Source organism: Micromonospora sp. NPDC049662 (genome assembly GCF_040675055.1).
Lineage (GTDB): Bacteria > Actinomycetota > Actinomycetes > Mycobacteriales > Micromonosporaceae > Micromonospora.
Window position 1 is genome coordinate 46,747 of sequence record NZ_JBFAOC010000017.1, and the last position, 16,025, is coordinate 62,771.

Below are 16,025 nucleotides of genomic sequence, written 5' to 3' on the forward strand. Positions count from 1 at the left end.
GGCGGCGCGGCGGATCAGAGGTAGTTCTCCGCCTCGTCGCAGACCTTGTCGAGGCCCTTCATCGCCGCGTCGTACTTGCTCTTGTTGCCGGCGGCCGCCGCGCCCAGCGCCGTGGTCAGCTTGTCCAGGCAACTGGCGATGACCTTCTTCTGCCGGGTCTGCTCGTCACGGTCGTTCCGGGTACCGGTCAGATCCTGCTCGGTGTTGTCGAGCTTGTCCTGCATGACCTGCAGTTCGGTCTTGAGCCGACCGATCTCGGTGGTGTTGGCCGCGATGGTGCCGTCGCGCTGGCTGACCTGGACGTTGAGGCGCTTCTCGGTCCGGTTCAGCTCGTTGTTCTTGGTCACGAACAGCCCGGTCATCACCCCGCTTACGAGGAAGAGCAGCGTGGCCACCAGAGCCAGCACCAGCACGGCGCGGCTGCGCCGCGGGGCCGGCGCAGCGCCGTACGGCGCCGTACCGGGCGGGCCCGACATGGGCTGCCCGTACGCGGGACCGGAGACCGGCGGGCCCGACATGGGCTGCCCGTACGCCGGGCCGGAGACCGGCGGGGCCGACATGGGCTGCCCGGCGTACGGCGGGGCGCTGGCCGGGTAGGCGGTCGTCTGGCCGGCGCCGTACTGCGGGGCGGCCTGGCCCGGCGCGTACTGCTGCGGCGGCATCGCCTGGCCCGGGGCGTACTGCTGCGGGGCGGGCTGACCGGTCGGGTACTGCGCGGTCGGTTCGGTGCCGGTCGGCTGGGGCACCGCCGCGTGCGGCACCGTCGCGTCGGCGTCGGGCGCACCGGCCGGCGGGGTGGCGGCCGGCGGCGTCGGCGCGGCGGGCGGGGTGCCCTCCGGGCCGGTCGGTGGCTGGGACATGTTTCTTCCTCCAGGTGAGCGGGTCCTCCGCCGGTGGGCGCGACGGACCGGATGCAGCGTCGGGATCGTCCGGGGCCGAGGACCCGGACGGGGTTGGGGACGGCCCGGAGGGCCGTGGGGTGGCGCGAGCGGCCGAGGCCGCGGGTCAGCAGATCTTGAAACCGTCGCAGGCGACCTTGATCGGTACGGCCAGCCCGATGCCCTCGGCGTCGCGAGCCTTGGCGGTGGCGATGCCGACCACCTGCTTGCTGCCGTTGATCACCGGGCCGCCGGAGTTGCCGGGGTTGATCGGCGCGTCGAACTGGATGGCCGGGCCGGAGCCACCCTGGGCGGCGCGCAACGCGCTCACCACACCGGTGGTGACACTGTCTTCCAGGCCGAGCGGAGCGCCGACGACGACGATCTGCTGGCCGGACTTCACGGCGGTGGGCGCGGTGACCAGGCCGGTGAACTTGCCGGTGGTACGCAGGTGCGCCACATCGTTGGTCTTGTCGACCTTGACGATGGTCGCCGGGAAGCGCTGGTCCGTGCGCTCCAGGAAGACCTCGCGTCCGCCGCCCTCCCACACCGACTCGACCACGTGGAAGTTGGTGAACAGGTTGGTGCCGCCGCCGGCCGCCGGCTTGCCCACCGCGAACGCGCTGCCGGTGAACTGGCCGGCGCGTACCCGGAACACGCTGGGCAGTACGGCGCTGGCCACCGCCTCCGGGTTGAACGCGGCGCCGGCCTGCTTCTCCAGGGCGTCGGCGCGCTTCTCAAGGCCGTCGAGGCGGGCGCCGTCGCCGTCCTGGGCCTGCGCCAGCCGGCCGTCGGTGGCGGCGAGCCGGTCACCGAGGCGGTCGAGCTGGTACGCCTGCACACCGACCACGGCGGCCAACGCGACGACGAGCACCGTGGCCAGCACGACCGGCCAGCGGCGTCGGGTGGGTCGCACCGGCGGCGGGGTGACACCCGGCCAACCGGGCTGGCCGGCGGGGTACGGCGGCGCGCTGGCCAGGTCTCCGGCGGGCGGGTAACCACCGCCGTACGACGCGGGAGCGACCGGGGCGTACGGCGCGGGCCCCGCCGGGTAGGGCGCCTGTCCCGGCGGCGCGGCGGGCGGGCCGGCCGGAACCGGACCCTGACCCCACTGCCCGCTGTTGGGCGGCGCCGACCAACCGGTGCGGGGCGTCGGGACGGCCATGGGTTGCTCGGTGCCGCCCGGCGTGCCGGACCAGGTGGCGCCGAGCGGTGGATGCGGTTCGATGCGCGGGGGCAGCGGACCGGGCCGTTCGGCGGCTGAACCGCTCATGCCGTCCGGGTCGGCGCCCATCGGTCGCCCGTCGCCCGCACCGAAACCAGCCGTCATGATCGTCTTGCCCTTCCCCGTGATCTCCCCGTGCGGCCGTCATCCCGGATGTCCACCCGATCGGGGCCGACGGCTCGATGGACCGTACCTGCGCGAACGGGCTTTGTCTCCCCCGATGTCCGGCATCCGAAAGGACGCCTTGCGGACACCTGGTCGACACACGCCGGACCGGCTGCGCACGCGGGATCGGTGCGCGCACTAGGGTTGGCAGGTGACCGACGAACCACCCCTGCGCCGTCGGCCCACCGCAGAACCTCCGGGACACGCACCCCAGCACCCGCCGTCGGCCCAGCCGCAGCCGGCGGGCGAGGGGCCCGACCCGACCGACGGTGGGCCCGTTCCGCTGACCGCACCGCGTGACGGCACCCCCGAACCGGTGGCCACCCCGGCCGAACTCGCCGAGGTCGTGGCCCGTTTCGCGGCGGGCACCGGCCCGGTTGCCCTCGATGCCGAACGCGCCTCGGGCTACCGCTACAGCCAACGCGCGTACCTCGTGCAGCTACGCCGCGCGGGCGCCGGCACGGCGCTGATCGACCCGCTGCCGCTGCCCGACCTCAGCACGCTGGACGCGGCGATCGGCGACGCCGAGTGGGTGCTCCACGCGGCCAGCCAGGATCTGCCGTGTCTGGCCGAGGTGGGGCTGCGCCCACGCCGGCTGTTCGACACGGAACTGGCCGCACGGCTGGCCGGGTTCGAGCGGGTCGGCCTGGCCGCGCTGACCGAGCAGCTACTCGGCTACACCCTGGAGAAGCACCACTCGGCGGCCGACTGGTCAAATCGCCCGCTGCCCGAGTCGTGGCTGACCTACGCCGCGCTCGACGTGGAGATGCTCACCGATCTGCGCGACGCGCTCGACGCCGAACTGGCACGGCAGGGCAAGTCGGCCTGGGCCGCCGAGGAGTTCGCCGCCCTGGTCCGTACCGGCGCACGCCCGCCCCGGGTGCGTGCCGAGCCCTGGCGGCGCACGTCCGGCATCCACCGCGTGCGAGGGGCGCGGGCTCAGGCCCGGGTCCGCTCCCTGTGGTACGCCCGGGACCAGATCGCCGCCCGACGGGACGCCGCGCCCGGTCGGGTGCTGCCCGACTCGGCCATCGTCGCGGCGGCCGAGCTGGACCCGAAGGACGAGAAGACGCTGCTGACACTGCCCGGTTTCGGCGGCCGATCGGTCCGCCGGCTGGCCCGTACCTGGCTGGCCGCGCTCGACGACGCCCGGGAGCTGCCGGACGACGCCCTGCCGGTCACCCCGACGGTGGAGGGGCCACCCCCACCGCACCGCTGGGCCGAGCGGGACCCGGTGGCGGCCGGTCGCCTGGCCCGCTGCCGGGAGGTGGTGGTCCGTCTCGCGGGCGAGCACAACCTGCCCCCGGAAAATCTGATCACCCCGGATTCGGTACGTCGGCTGGCCTGGACTCCTCCGGAGGAGATCACCGAGGCCACGGTGGCAGAGGCGCTCCGCGGCTTCAACGCCCGCGAGTGGCAGATTGGCCTGCTCAACGCACACCTGACCGAGGCCCTGGCCCCCAACCCCATCCCCTAACCCACCCCCTCCCCCCGCCGTTGATCATGAAGTTATCGCCATCGCCATCGGCGTGTCGTGACAACAACTTCATGAGCAGCGAGGTGGGACGGGGGGTGTGGGGTGGGCCACAGTGGGGCGTGGGGACGGGGTTGGTTACTGGCGAGTAGCATTCCGGGTGACGTGCCCCGCCCGGCCGACGCTCGTTCGGTCCGGAGCGCCGCCCAGCGGTGCGGAGGCCGAATTGTGGTCGATTAGGAGGCTCAAGTGCCCCGTGAAGTTCGGGATGTCGTCTTCGTCGACGGCGTCCGTACCCCATTCGGCAAGGCGGGTGGCATGTACGCCAACACCCGCGCCGACGACCTGGTGATCCGCTGCATCCGGGAACTGCTGCGCCGCAACCCGCAGCTCCCGCCGGAGCGGGTCGAGGAGGTCGCCATCGCTGCCACCACCCAGATCGGCGACCAGGGCCTCACCATCGGCCGTACGGCCGCGCTGCTGGCCGGCCTGCCCAAGACCGTTCCCGGCTTCGCCATTGACCGGATGTGCGCCGGCGCGATGACCGCCGTGACCACCGTGGCCAGCGGCATCGCCATGGGCGCGTACGACGTCGCCATCGCCGGCGGCGTCGAGCACATGGGCCGCCACCCGATGGGTGAGGGCGTCGATCCCAACCCGCGCATCATCGCCGAGAAGCTGGTGGACCCGTCGGCGCTGGTCATGGGCGCCACCGCGGAGAACCTGCACGACCTGGTGCCGCACATCACCAAGGAGCGCACCGACGCGTTCGCGCTCGCCTCGCAGCAGAAGACGGCGAAGGCGTACGCCAACGGCAAGCTCCAGGACGACCTGGTGTCGATGTCCATCCGCGACGCCGAGGGCGGCTGGGGTCTGGCCGGAGTGGACGAGGCTCCCCGGGACACCTCGATGGAGAAGCTCGCCACCCTGAAGACCCCGTTCCGCCCGCACGGCAAGGTCACCGCCGGCAACGCGGCCGGCCTGAACGACGGCGCCACCGCGAGCCTGCTCGCCGACGAGGCGACCGCCCGCGAGCTGGGCCTGCCGGTCGCCATGCGGCTGGTGTCATTCGGCTTCGTCGGGGTGGAGCCGGAGGTGATGGGCGTCGGCCCGATCCCGTCGACCGAGAAGGCCCTGCGCCTGGCCGGGCTCACCATCGACGACATCGGCCTGTTCGAGCTGAACGAGGCGTTCGCCGTACAGGTGCTCGCCTTCCTCGACCACTTCGGCATCGCCGACGACGACCCGCGGGTCAACCCGTGGGGCGGCGCGATCGCCATCGGCCACCCGCTCGCCTCGTCCGGCGTACGGCTGATGACGCAGCTGGCCCGCCAGTTCGCCGAGCACCCCGAGGTCCGCTACGGCGTGACCGCGATGTGCATCGGCATCGGCATGGGCGGCACGGTCATCTGGGAGAACCCGAACTGGGAAGGTGGCGACAAGTGAAGGCACCGAACGAGGTCGTCACCAGGGCGCTGCTGCGCCAGGTGAGCGTGCCGGGGCTGGACCGTCCGGCCGCCCTGATCACGCTGGACAACGGCTTCGACCACACCAAGCCGAACACGTTCGGCCCTGGTGGGCTGGCCAGCCTGGACGAGGCGATCAGCGCCGCGCTCGCCGCCGACCCGGCGTTCATCGCGGTCACCGGCAAGCCGTACATCTTCTGCGTGGGCGCGGACATCGTCGGCCTGCCGCAGCTCGCCGACCGCGCGCAGGCGCTGGAGATCGGTCGGCTCGGTCACCGGGTCTTCGCCCGGCTCAAGGACAGCAGCGTGCCCACGTTCGCGTTCGTCAACGGCGCGGCCATGGGTGGCGGCCTGGAGTTGGCGCTGCACTGCCACTACCGGACGCTCTCCGGCGGCGCTGCCGCGCTGGCCCTGCCCGAGGTCTCCCTCGGTCTGGTGCCCGGCTGGGGCGGCACGCAACTGCTGCCGAACCTGATCGGCATCCCCGCCGCCACGCAGGTGATCATCCAGAACCCGCTCATGCAGAACAAGATGCTCAAGCCGAAGCAGGCCGCCGAGCTGGGCATCGCGGACGTGCTGCTGGAACCGGCCGACTTCCTGGAGCGCTCGCTCGAGTGGGCCGCCGGTGTGGTGCGCGGCCAGGTCACGGTGACCCGGCCCGAGGTCGACAAGGACATGTGGGCGGGCGTGCTCTACTTCGCCCGGGAGACGCTGAACCAGCGGCTGCACGGCGCGGTACCGGCCGCGTACAAGGCGTTGGACCTGCTGGAGATCGCGAAGGACGGCGACTTCGCCGCCGGCACCGCCGCCGAGGACGAGGCCCTCGCGGACCTGGTCTTCTCCGAGGAGCTGCGCAGCGGCCTGTACGCCTTCGACCTGGTGCAGCGGCGGGCCAAGCGCCCGGCCGGCGCACCGGACAAGGGCCTTGCTCGCACGATCACCAAGGTCGGCATCGTCGGGGCCGGCCTGATGGCCAGCCAGTTGGCGCTGCTGTTCGCCCGCCGCCTCCAGGTGCCGGTCGTCATGACCGACCTCGACCAGGCCCGGGTGGACAAGGGCGTCGGCTACGTGCACACCCAGATCGAGAAGGCCGTCACCAAGGGCCGGATGGACAAGGGCACGGCCGCCAAGCTGTACGGCCTGGTCAGCGGCACGGTCGACAAGAGCGCCTTCAGCGATGCTGACTTCGTCATCGAGGCGGTCTTCGAGGACCTGGGCGTCAAGAAGCAGGTGTGGGCCGAGCTGGAGAAGATCGTCTCCCCGGAGGCGGTGCTCGCCACCAACACCAGCTCGCTGTCGATCACCGAGATGGCGGCGGAGTTGGAGCACCCGGAGCGGGTGGTCGGCTTCCACTTCTTCAACCCGGTGGCGGTGCTGCCGCTGCTGGAGATCGTCCGGGGCGAGCGCACCGACGACGCCACCCTGGCCACCGCGTTCGCGGTCGGCAAGCAGCTCAAGAAGTCGAGCGTGCTCGTCAAGGACGCCCCGGCGTTCGTGGTGAACCGGCTGCTCACCCGCTTCCTGGGTACCGTCTTCGCCGCCGTGGACGCCGGCACCCCGCTGGACGTCGCGGACAGCGCCCTGGACCCGCTGGGCCTGCCGATGCGACCGCTCGCCCTGCTCCAGCTCGTCGGGCCGGCCGTGGCGTACCACGTGGGCGGCACCCTGCACGCCGCGTACCCGGACCGGTACGACGTCAGCGAGAACCTGAAGCGGATCGCCGACTCGGGTCAGCCGCTCGTCGTCGACGACCAGATCAACGCTGAGGTCGCGAAGCTGCTGGTGGTGGGCGATGAGCCGCTGACCGCCGAGCAGGTACGGCAGAACGCGCTCGACGCGCTCGCACAGGAGATCCGGCTCATGCTGGACGAGGGTGTGGTCGCCGAGGCACAGGACATCGACCTGTGCATGATCCTGGGCGCCGGCTGGCCGTTCCACCTGGGCGGTGTCACGCCGTACCTGGACCGCACCGGCACCTCCGAGCGGGTCACCGGCCGGCGGTTCCTGCCGCGCGGGGCGGCGAGCCTGCCCGCCTGACCGATCAGCTCCTCCGTCGCGGTGGCCGGACCGTCCCTCGTGGACCGGGCCGGTCACCGCGACCGTTTGCGGGCGGTCGTGGTGGCCCGCGGGACCCGGTCGGTACCGCACGGGTGCCCTGACCGGGTTACGATCACGCGTTTCGCACCCCATCCTGGAGCTGACTGATGTCCCAGCCACCGGCCAACCCCTTCGGGCCGCCGCCGCACGACTCCCCCCTCCCGCCGCAGCAGCCGGGCCAGCCGGCAGCGCCGTACCAACCGGGCCAGCCGGCAGCGCCGTACCAACCGGGCCAGCCGGCAGCGCCGTACCAGCCGGGCCAGCCGGCAGCGCCGCAGCAGCCCGGCCCGCCGCAGCCCGGTTGGCCGCAGCAGCAGGGCTTCCCGCCCCCGCAGCAGCCCGGTGGCTGGCCGCAGCAGCAGGGCTTCCCGCCCCCGCAGCCGGGGCAGCCCTACGGGGGCCCGCACCTGGCCGGCCCGCCGCCGAAGAAGTCGAACGTCGGCAAGATCCTCCTGATCGTGCTGGCCGTCGTGCTCGTGCTCTGCCTCGGCGGCGCGGCGATCACCTGGTTCGCGGTCAAGGACGAGGTGGGCGACGTCGTCGACGCCACCAAGACCCGGGTCGTCGCGCCGGCCGCCCTCGCCGGCCGGGCCAAGAACACCGACCCGCAGTTGCAGACGGTCGCCGACCAGATGGTCACCCAGATGAAGACCGAGGTGCAGAACGAGACCAGCACGGTCGGCGCGTTCTACGGCGATCCGACCAAGCAGGACCTCGTCCTGATCGCCGCGGTGTCCGGCGTGATGGCCGACCCGAAGAAGGAGCTGGACGAGGCGGTGACCGGGCTCGCCAGCCAGCTGTCGGTGACCAACATGGCGGCGGTCGAGGCGGGGCCGCTGGGTGGCGACGCGCGCTGCGGCGACGGCAAGGCCGAGAGCGTCCCCCTCGGCGTCTGCGTCTGGGCCGACCGGGGCAGCGTGGGCCTGGTGGTCATGTACTTCAAGACCGCCGCAGAGGCCAAGGCGGAGTTCGTCGGCGTCCGGGGTCAGATCGAGCAGCGATCCTGAACGAACGCACGACCGGGCCCCGGCCACCCGAGGGTGACCGGGGCCCCGCCGTACCGCCGTCAGGCGACCGGGAAGTACGCGTCGAGCTTGCCGCGTAGGTGAGCCGCGTAGATGAAGCCGAGCGTGGGGCTCCCTCGGAAGGCGGCGGCGACGCCGGTACGGGCGTCCACGGCCACCGGACGGGCCAGCGCGGCGAACTTCAGCCGCTGCTTCTCCTGGGCCCACGCCGCGGCTGCCGGCTCGACCTCAAGGCCGACCAGGGCGGGGAGCACCGCCACCCCGTTCTGGAAGCCCCGCAGTTGCCCCTTGCGCGCCAGCACGTAATCCATCGCCGAGGTGCTGAACGCCTCCAGGACGTCGGCCGTCACCCGCATCGTCGGCGCGGCGATCGTGAACAGGTGCAGCTTGGTGGCCATCCACCGCATCCTGAAGTCGCCCCGGTAGCCGATCAGCACCGGCGTGCCACCCCAGTCCTCGATCCGCACCTCGCAACCGTCGGCCCGCAGCCGGTCACCGGTCGCGGTGAGGTACGCCTGCACCGGCTCCATCGCCGTCGTGTCCATCCGCCACACACCCCTCACCCTGCTGTGGCCGCTCATCTAACAGCACCGGGCGCGCACCCCGCCACTGCCATGATCGCCGATCAAGTGGCTGTCCATTACGGACCTTTAGCGTCTGTCGCGTCATTGATGCCTGCATAAGTATTGGAGTACGAGAGTGGGCTCAACCATCATCCGACGCGGTGTCGCCGCGGCGGCGGGCGTCCTGCTCGCGTCCGCGCTGCTGCCGATCAACGCGCAGGCCGCTCCCCCCGGCGGCAGGGTCGCCGAGGCGGCGAACTCGCTGCGGGCGAGTCTCGGCGCGGAGGGCATCGTCGAGATCGACCGCGACACCGCGACGCTGCGGCGGCTGGCCCGGCTCGACGGTTACCTGACCGGGCCGAGCGCTGCCGCTCCCGAGCGGATCGCCCGCGAGTATCTGGCGGCCCATCGCTCGGCCGTCGGCCTGACCGCCGCCGAGATCGCCGCCCTGCGGCTGCGCAAGGACTACGTCGACATCGAAGGCACCCACCATCTGAGCTTCGTACAGCGCGTGAACGGGGTCGACGTCGTCGGCAACGGCCTCAAGGCGCACGTCACCAGGGACGGCCGCCTGATCGCGGTCGACGGCGTGCCGCTGGCCGGGCTGCCCGCCACGCTCGGCGCGGCGCGCGTGGACGCCGTCGCCGCCCACCGAGCCGCGGTACGCACCGTGTCGGGCGTGCCGGCCGCGGCCGTGCGCTCCCGGACCACGTCGTCCGCGACCTTCTCCGACGGCGGTCGCGCCCGCCAGGTCGTCTTCAACACGAAGGCCGGCCCGAGACTGGCCTGGGAGGTGATCGACATGGCCGGGGGCTACCTCAGCGTGCTGGACGCGGCCGACGGCAGCGTCCTCTTCCAGCGGAGCATGGTCGCCAACCACCACGCGACGACGTGGCAGAACTACCCGGGCGCCCCGGTCGGCGGAAGCCAGCGCACGGTCGACCTGAACAGGTGGTTGCCGCCGAACGCGACCCGGCTGGAGGGCAACGTCGGGCACGTCTACTCCGACGTGAACGCCGACAACGTCGCCCAGGCGTCGGAAGAGGTCGCGCCGAACGCCGCGAGCAGCTTCGATTTCCCGTTCACGAACTTCTCCGACCAGGTCGGCGCCCCGTGTTCGGCGCAACGGCAGTGCTCGTGGAATCCGGCGGTGCCGTACTCCTGGCAGACCAACCGCGAGCAGAACGCCGCGCAGCTCTTCTCCTTCCTCGGCACCTGGCACGACCACCTCGCGGCCGCACCGATCGGCTTCACCCGGGCGGCCGGCAACTTCGAGGCGGTCGACGGCGATGCGGTCGTCGCCGAGGCGATGGACGGCGCGGACACCGCCAACGGCCTGCCGGACAGCAAGCACGCCAACAACGCCAACATGACGACCCCGCCGGACGGCATGGCGCCGCGCATGCAGATGTACCTGTTCGTCAAGTCGGCAAGCGTTCTCGCCGGCAACTCGGGAGACACCGCGGACATCCTCTACCACGAGTACACCCACGGACTGTCCGACCGGCTGGTGGTCGACGCCAACGGCAACTCGACCCTCATCAGCGCCCAGGCGCAGGCGATGTACGAGGCGTGGAGCGACTGGTACGGCCTGGACTACCTGGTCGACAGCGGTCTCGAGCGGGACGACGCCGTCGACGGTGACGTCCGCGAGGGCGACTACATCCTGGGCGGTCGTTCGGTGCGTAGCGAGGCGATGGACTGCCCGGTGCACAGCACCGAGCCGGTGTGTGCCGGCAACCCCGCCGCGGGCACGGGCGGCTACACGTACGGCGACTACGGCAAGATCCGCAACTCGTCGACCGTGCCGGGGACCACCGAGCCGGAGATCCACGCCGACGGTGAGATCTGGGCACAGACGCTCTGGGACCTGCGTGCCGCGATCGGCAGCCGCATGGCCCGCTCGCTGATCACCCGGGCGATGGAGCTGTCGCCGTCGGACCCGTCCTACCTGGACATGCGCGACGCGATCCTGCTGGCGGACCGGGTGGTGAACCACGGTCGCGGGCAGCGGGAGATCTGGCGGGTCTTCGCCGCGCGTGGCATGGGCGTGCACGCGAGTACGGACGGCGCCAGCGACACCACTCCGACCGAGGACTTCTCGGTGCCCCGGCGCTGACGCGCCGGCATGGGTACGGCGGGGCGTCGCGACTGCGGCGTCCCGCCGTACGGCACCAGGCCGACGGCGTCTAGCCCGCCGGCCCCGCCGGGGTCGCCGCCCGCTCGGCGGCGCTGCGCAGCACGCAGAACTCATTGCCCTCCGGGTCGGCGAGCACCACCCAGCCGGCGCCGTCCGGCCTGGTCTGATCGTCGACGAGGGTCGCGCCGATGCCGAGCAGTCGCTCAACCTCCTCGGCCCGGGTCCGGTCGGCGGGTTGCAGGTCCAGGTGCAGCCGGTTCTTCACCGCCTTGCCCTCGGGCACGGCGATGAACAGCACCTCCGGGCCGCCCGGCGGCAGCAGCATCGCCTCCGGGTCGCCGGGAAGGTCGTCCGGCTGCATCGGGCAGTCGAAGACCTTCGACCAGAAGCCGGCCAGGGCGTACGTGTCGGCACAGTCGATGCTGATGTTGTGGATCGTCGAACTCACAGTGGTCCTCCACGAGGGTGATGTCGCGCAATCGTCGCTCAGCCGCTGATGGCCACCGGGCCCGGTACCGCCGGGGCGTCCACCGCCGGCAGGGTGACGGTCACCTCCAGGCCGCCACCGGGCTGGGCGACCACCCGGACCGTTCCGCCGTGCGCCTGACAGACCGCGCGGACGATGGACAGCCCCAGGCCGGAGCCGCGCGCGCCGGTACGTTCCCGGCCGCCGCGCCGGAACGGCTCGAACAGCCCCGGCACGTCGGCCTGGTCCACCTCGAAACCGGTGTTGCCCACCACCAGCCACGAGCGGTCGCCGTCGGTGCCCGTCCGTACCCACAGCCGGCCGTGCAGGTGGTTGTAGCGGACGGCGTTCTCGATCAGGTTGCCGGCCAACCGGTCCAGCAGCCCCGGGTCGCCGACCACCGGGGCGGACTCCAGTGACGTCTGCACCCGCAGGCCGATCCGGTCGACCTCGCGGCGCATCGCGGACAGCGCGTTGGCGGTGCCCGTGGCCAGGTCGCACTCGCTGCGCCGGCCCAGCCGACCCCCGGCCTGGGCCTCGCTGCGGGCCAGCACCAGCAGCGCGTCCACCAGGCTGTTCGCGCGCTCCGAGGCGTCCCGCACCACGGTCGCCATCCGGCGGTACTCGGCGGCGTCCGCGTCGTCGTCGCTGAGCGTCACGTCGATCTCGGTCCGCATGACGGCGAGCGGGGTACGCAGCTCGTGCGAGGCGTTCGCCACGAATCGCTTCTGCGCCTCGAACGCGGACGCGATCCGGTCCAGCATCGCGTCGAACGTCTTCGCCAGCTCGGCCACCTCGTCGTCCGCGCCCGAGTAGCCGATGCGCTGGTCCAGGGTCGCCTCACCGAGCCGCTGGGCGGTCGCGGTGACCTGGTGCAGGGGTCGCAGCGCCCGGCCGGCCACCGCGTACGCGCCAGCGACCCCCACCACGCTGATCGCCAACAGCGCGACCAGGCCCTTGGCCAGCAACTCCCCGGAGGCGGAGTCGACGAGTTGACGCTGCCACTGGGCGGCGTCCAACTCGCCGCCGTCGGCAAGCAGCACGGTCGTGCCGGGCAGCAGTTCATCGGTGGGCCGCAGCGCGTCGCGCACCAGCAGCCAGGCCAGCAGCACCAGGATCGCGCCCGCGCCGACCAGCAGTACGCCGTTGAGCAGCGTCAACCGCAGCCGCAGGGTGGGCCGCAGCCGTGCCGGCCGGCTCACGGCAGCACCTCGGCGGTGCGGTAGCCCGCCCCCACCACCGTCTCGATCAACGGCGGATCGCCGAGCTTCTTGCGCAAGGTCATGACGGTCACCCGGACGATGGTGGTGAACGGGTCGGTGTTGGCGTCCCAGACCCGCTCCAGCAGCTCCTCGCTGGACACCACCGCGCCGCGGGCCTTGAGCAGCTCGCTGAGCACGCCGAACTCCTTGTTCGTCAGGTCCACCGGCACACCGGCGCGGGTGGCGACCCGGCGGGCCGGGTCGAGCACCAGGTCGGCCAGTTCGAGCACCGGCGGCGCGGCCGGGGTGGCCCGCCGACCCAGCGCCTGCACGCGGGCGACCAGCTCGTCGAACGCGAACGGCTTGGGCAGGTAGTCGTCCGCGCCGAGTTGCAGCCCCTCCACCCGGTCGGCCACCGTGCCGCTCGCCGTCAGCATGAGCACCCGGGTCAGCGCCCCGGAGGCGGCGAGGTCGGCGCAGATCTGGTCGCCGTGCACGCCGGGCAGGTCGCGGTCGAGGACCACCACGTCGTACCGGGTGACGAACGCCGCCTCGTGGCCGGCGTCACCGTCGTACGCCACGTCGACCGCCATGCCCCGCTTGCGTAACCCGCGCGCGATCGCGTCGGCGAGGTTGCGTTCGTCCTCGACCACCAGTACCCGCATCCCGGCCTCCTCGCTGCTGACCACCGACAACCTAGTGCCGGCGGGCAAGCAATCCTCCCTCGTGGGGCCGCCGGTGGTCAGCTTGGCAACCGCCACAACCCGAAGTCGCCGTCCCGCCGCCGGCAGAGCAGTTGACCGGTGAGGGTCTGACACTCCCCGCCCGCCCCCGGCAGCACGTCCAACGTGCGCACGGTGCCGGCACGGACGTCCAGCCGGGCGACGAGCAGCCCGCCGCCGGGGTGTCGGCGTACACCGATCAGAGGACCGTCGGAGGCGTACTGCGCCACCTCCCACCGTCCCAGCTCCGCGAGCACCCGGCCGGTCGGCGCGTCGAGCACGACGAGATTCTCGACGCCCGGCGGGGAGCTGCCCACCGAACTGGCGAGCAGCCGACCGGCGGACGGCCAGACCCATCCCCAGCGGTCGTCGCTCCAGCGCGGCGCACCGGTCGCGGCGTCGATCGTCCGTACGCCGCCGGAGCGGGTCTGCACGCAGATGACGACACCGCAGTCGCTCGCGAACATCGCCTCGCCGGACGGGACGCTCCAGCGCTGCCGCAGGTCGTCAAGGCCGTACGCGGTGATCATGGCGGTACGGCCACCGATGGTGACGAGCAGGTCGCCCAGCGGCTGCACGGACACGGCGCCCGAACCGCCGGGCGGGCGGACGTCGGCACGGGCCAGGACGACGCCGGTGGCCGCCTCGCGGATCTCGGTCGGCCCGTCGGGGTGGCGCAGCACCAGACGGTCCACCCCGTACCCACCCTCGTGGAACGACAGGTCGACGCCGGGATCGACGGACATCTGCCAGCGCACCGTGCCGCAGCACGGATCGACGGCGCGCAGCGCGCCACCGTTCTCGCCCGCCGACCACAGCAGCAGAGCGCCGTCGGAGAGCCCGGTGGCGTTGCCGGGCTGCTGCCACCGGTACGCCCCGGTCTGGCGGTCCAACGCGATGGTGAGCGTCCCCTGCCCGTCCGCGCCGACCTCGTGGCCGGTGACCAGCAGCGTCTCGCCCTGCTGCGCGACCCCCCAGTACCGGCCCTCGGTCGGTAGGGACGCCCGCCAGGCCAGCTCGCCGCCGGGCAGGCGGGTGGCCCGGACCTGCCGCTGTCCCGGCTCGGACAGCGGTTCCACGAGGACGAGCAGATCGTCAGTGACCAGCGCGTCGGCGCCCGGCCCGGCCGGCAGCGTCACCACCTCACGCGGGGCGGTCGGCGTCGACGCGGCGAGGCCGACGAGCACCAGCAGCGCGACGAGCGCGGTGCGGGTCCGACGCCCCCTCCTCCACGGTGGGCGGGGCAGCGGATCGGGGTCCGACCCGTCCCGCAGCTCCCCGAGGTCGATCACCGCATCGCTCACCGGGACAACCTCCAGAGTGCCGTCGAGCCGTCGAGCCGTCGGCAGAGCAGGACGGGCCGCGCCGACTGACACCCGCCCGCCACCTCCGGCAGGACGTCCAGAATCCGCGTCCGGCCGGCGGTGAGGTCCAGCTCGGCCACGACGAGCCGACCGTCGGACGTCGGGTGTACGCCGAGCAGCGCGTCCTCCCTGCGTACCTGGTTCACGAGCTGCCACCGGCCCAACTCGGCGCGTTCCCGTCCGGTCCGCGCGTCGCGCACCGCGTACTGCTGCTCGGACGTGGCCACCAGCAGCCTGTCCCGCCGGACGTCCACCAGCATGTCCGGCCCCGGGTCCGACCAGCGGACCGCGCCGGTGGCGGGCTCGATGGTCTGGATGCCGCCGGTCTGCTGGACCGCGCACAGCAGATCCGCGCACGGTACCGCCCAGGCCACCAGCGGCACCGGCGATGTCCAGGCCCGCTCCATCGCGGGCAGCCGGAAGGCGACCAGCTCGGTGCTGCCGGGTGGTACGAGCAGCACCAGGTCGTCCACGACCTGCACCCGCTGGAACGCCGAGCGATCACCGGGCAACGTGTCGACGCTGTGTCGCAGGTCCCCGGTGTCGGCGTCGTACACCTGCACCTCACCGGTCGGCTGGACGAACACGATCTGGTCGACCTGCCCGCCCTGCCGGTGGAATTCGGTGCCACCGAACGGAACCGGCACCGACCACAGGAGCCGGCCGGTGTCGGGCGTCACCCGACTCACCGTGCCCAGCGCGTCGCCCGTGTCGTTGGCGAGGAGCATGCCCCCGTCGGTCGCCCGCTGGGCGATCCCCGGGTGACGCCAGCGCCGCTGGCCGGTCTGCGCGTCGTAGGCGGTGGTCTCCAACACACCGCTGGCGACGCTGACACCCACCGCCAGCAGCATTTCGCGTTGGATCCACACGGTCACGTAGTCACCGCTGCGCTCCAGCGCCGCGCGCCACCGACGCCGTACGCCGTCTCCGCCCGCCGGCCCGGCCTGGTCGTAGACGCTTAGGTACCGGTCCCCGGTGGGCGTGGACGCGTCGACCACCACGACGCCATCCTCGGTGAGGTACGCCGAGGCGCCCGGCGCGGTCGGCACCGACGTGACGGCACGGTGCCGGACCGGTGTCGCGCCAGCGAGGGTGACCAGGGCAAGCAGCAGCACGGCCACGGTACGCAGGGGGCGGCCGGCGGCGCGCGGCGGGCGGACCGGCGGCAGCGACGGAGGCTCGTCCCGGATCTCGCCCAGCTCGATGATCGACAAGGACCGTCCCTCCATCGCCGGCGC

Annotated in this window: 13 protein-coding genes; 5 read left to right on the forward strand and 8 right to left on the reverse strand. The window is 72.7% G+C overall.

Annotation, left to right across the window (positions count from 1 at the left end; genetic code table 11):
- Window positions 1-14: 14 nt before the first annotated feature.
- On the reverse strand, window positions 15-860 hold the full coding sequence (locus AB0J36_RS15685; RefSeq protein ID WP_363660795.1) for a hypothetical protein: 846 nt from the start codon (window positions 858-860) through the stop codon (window positions 15-17).
- A gap of 145 nt (window positions 861-1,005) precedes the next feature.
- On the reverse strand, window positions 1,006-2,208 hold the full coding sequence (locus AB0J36_RS15690; RefSeq protein WP_363660796.1) for a S1C family serine protease: 1,203 nt from the start codon (window positions 2,206-2,208) through the stop codon (window positions 1,006-1,008).
- Between the two features lie 211 nt (window positions 2,209-2,419).
- Between AB0J36_RS15690 and AB0J36_RS15695 the strand changes: the two genes are divergently transcribed.
- The 4 genes from AB0J36_RS15695 to AB0J36_RS15710 all read left to right on the forward strand — a co-directional run bounded on the left by AB0J36_RS15695 (window position 2,420) and on the right by AB0J36_RS15710 (window position 8,312).
- Window positions 2,420-3,745, forward strand: a complete 1,326-nt coding sequence (locus AB0J36_RS15695; protein ID WP_357122776.1) for a ribonuclease D — start codon at window positions 2,420-2,422, stop codon at window positions 3,743-3,745.
- Between the two features lie 246 nt (window positions 3,746-3,991).
- Entirely contained in the window at window positions 3,992-5,188 is a 1,197-nt protein-coding gene (locus AB0J36_RS15700; protein ID WP_357122774.1) for a thiolase family protein, read from the forward strand.
- Complete coding sequence (locus tag AB0J36_RS15705) at window positions 5,185-7,245, forward strand: 3-hydroxyacyl-CoA dehydrogenase NAD-binding domain-containing protein (protein ID WP_357393572.1); 2,061 nt, start codon at window positions 5,185-5,187, stop codon at window positions 7,243-7,245. The genes AB0J36_RS15700 and AB0J36_RS15705 overlap by 4 nt, the downstream gene beginning before the upstream one ends.
- Window positions 7,246-7,412: 167 nt before the next feature.
- Complete coding sequence (locus AB0J36_RS15710) at window positions 7,413-8,312, forward strand: hypothetical protein (protein WP_363660797.1); 900 nt, start codon at window positions 7,413-7,415, stop codon at window positions 8,310-8,312.
- A gap of 59 nt (window positions 8,313-8,371) precedes the next feature.
- Here the strand turns inward: AB0J36_RS15710 and AB0J36_RS15715 are convergent, their stop codons facing one another.
- Window positions 8,372-8,875: a levansucrase gene (locus AB0J36_RS15715; RefSeq protein WP_357122764.1), complete on the reverse strand. Its 504-nt coding sequence runs from the start codon at window positions 8,873-8,875 to the stop codon at window positions 8,372-8,374.
- A gap of 154 nt (window positions 8,876-9,029) precedes the next feature.
- Here AB0J36_RS15715 and AB0J36_RS15720 point away from each other — a divergent pair, with 154 nt between their 5' ends.
- Window positions 9,030-11,012, forward strand: a complete 1,983-nt coding sequence (locus AB0J36_RS15720; protein WP_363660798.1) for a M36 family metallopeptidase — start codon at window positions 9,030-9,032, stop codon at window positions 11,010-11,012.
- Window positions 11,013-11,082: 70 nt separating this feature from the next.
- On the opposite strand, the gene AB0J36_RS15725 is transcribed toward AB0J36_RS15720, so the two are convergent.
- From AB0J36_RS15725 to AB0J36_RS15745, 5 genes are all read right to left on the reverse strand, one after another.
- On the reverse strand, window positions 11,083-11,481 hold the full coding sequence (locus tag AB0J36_RS15725; protein WP_357122758.1) for a VOC family protein: 399 nt from the start codon (window positions 11,479-11,481) through the stop codon (window positions 11,083-11,085).
- Window positions 11,482-11,519: 38 nt separating this feature from the next.
- Window positions 11,520-12,701, reverse strand: coding sequence for a HAMP domain-containing sensor histidine kinase (locus AB0J36_RS15730; protein ID WP_357171251.1), 1,182 nt, complete (start codon window positions 12,699-12,701; stop codon window positions 11,520-11,522).
- Window positions 12,698-13,366 carry a response regulator transcription factor gene (locus tag AB0J36_RS15735; protein ID WP_355053305.1) on the reverse strand — a complete coding sequence of 223 codons (669 nt, stop codon included), beginning with the start codon at window positions 13,364-13,366 and terminating at the stop codon, window positions 12,698-12,700. The genes AB0J36_RS15730 and AB0J36_RS15735 overlap by 4 nt, the downstream gene beginning before the upstream one ends.
- A gap of 77 nt (window positions 13,367-13,443) precedes the next feature.
- The gene (locus AB0J36_RS15740; RefSeq protein WP_357393580.1) at window positions 13,444-14,727 is read right to left on the reverse strand and encodes a PQQ-binding-like beta-propeller repeat protein; all 1,284 of its coding nucleotides are present in this window, start codon (window positions 14,725-14,727) and stop codon (window positions 13,444-13,446) included.
- Window positions 14,724-16,001 carry a PQQ-binding-like beta-propeller repeat protein gene (locus AB0J36_RS15745; protein WP_357122749.1) on the reverse strand — a complete coding sequence of 426 codons (1,278 nt, stop codon included), beginning with the start codon at window positions 15,999-16,001 and terminating at the stop codon, window positions 14,724-14,726. The genes AB0J36_RS15740 and AB0J36_RS15745 overlap by 4 nt, the downstream gene beginning before the upstream one ends.
- Window positions 16,002-16,025: the final 24 nt, after the last annotated feature.

Excerpts from the sequence above, each read along its gene's own strand:
- AB0J36_RS15685 (WP_363660795.1), bottom strand. The coding sequence starts at position 860 with ATGTCCCAGCCACCGACCGGCCCGGAGGGCACCCCGCCCGCCGCGCCG.
- AB0J36_RS15690 (WP_363660796.1), bottom strand. The coding sequence starts at position 2,208 with ATGACGGCTGGTTTCGGTGCGGGCGACGGGCGACCGATGGGCGCCGAC.
- AB0J36_RS15710 (WP_363660797.1), top strand. The coding sequence starts at position 7,413 with ATGTCCCAGCCACCGGCCAACCCCTTCGGGCCGCCGCCGCACGACTCC.
- AB0J36_RS15715 (WP_357122764.1), bottom strand. The coding sequence starts at position 8,875 with ATGGACACGACGGCGATGGAGCCGGTGCAGGCGTACCTCACCGCGACC.
- AB0J36_RS15735 (WP_355053305.1), bottom strand. The coding sequence starts at position 13,366 with ATGCGGGTACTGGTGGTCGAGGACGAACGCAACCTCGCCGACGCGATC.